Origin of the sequence: Sphingomonas oligophenolica (genome assembly GCF_039522915.1) — a bacterium.
GTDB lineage: Bacteria > Pseudomonadota > Alphaproteobacteria > Sphingomonadales > Sphingomonadaceae > Sphingomonas > Sphingomonas oligophenolica.
The window spans coordinates 1-773 of the sequence record NZ_BAAAEH010000071.1; the positions used below are offsets into that span (position 1 = coordinate 1).

Here is a 773-nt window from a genome sequence, read left to right on the forward strand (position 1 = left end):
TCGGTCCCGCCATGCGGCCGATTGTCGCTTGCGATCGCCCAGAGGTAGCCCTGCTTTGTCTTGCCCGTCCCCGGTGCCAGGACCTTGGCCGTCGTCTCGTCGGCGAACACCTTGGGACCGGATAACAGGTCGTTCTTCATCCGATCGGAGATGCGCCGAAGTTGAGCGGCGCTACGCCCTGCCCAGTTGCACATGGTGCCGCGATCGATCTCGATCCCGTAGCGGCGCAGTGCCTGCGCCTGGCGGTAGAACGGAGTATGGTCGGCATATTTCTTGACCACAACGTCGGCGATGAGGTCCTCGGTCGGAAGGCCGCCAGGCACGATATGCTTGGCGGCCGGTGCCTGGAACACGCCGTCGCTGCATGTCCGGCACGCCAGTTTCGGGCGCACCGTCACGACCACGCGGTACGGCACCGGGATCGTGTCCAGGCGACTGGCGCGGTCCTCGTCGATCACATGCAGCGCACCGCCACAGCACGGACATTCGGTCTCGGCGGGCGGGATCACGATCTCGATGCGCGGCAGATGCGCCGGCAGGGATCCCCGCTCTCCATTTGGTGCCTTGCGCGTCCGCTTGCTACCCGTTCGAGCAGCGGCATTGTCGGCCTGCTCGCCGAGCGCGAGCAACTCGGCACGGGCAACGTCGAGGTCATCAAGCGCCAGCGCCAACTGGTCCGGCGACAGTTTTTCCGAGCGCTGACCGAACTGGGCGCGCCGCATCTGGTCGATCAGATGCTGCATGCGGGCTTCGCGCTCGCGTCCGGCGATCAC

Annotated in this window: 1 protein-coding gene; it reads right to left on the reverse strand. The window is 66.2% G+C overall.

Features of this window, described 5'->3' with window-relative positions:
• A partial coding sequence (gene tnpC / locus ABD050_RS28925; protein WP_343893054.1) for an IS66 family transposase occupies positions 1 to 773 on the reverse strand: 773 nt, incomplete at both ends.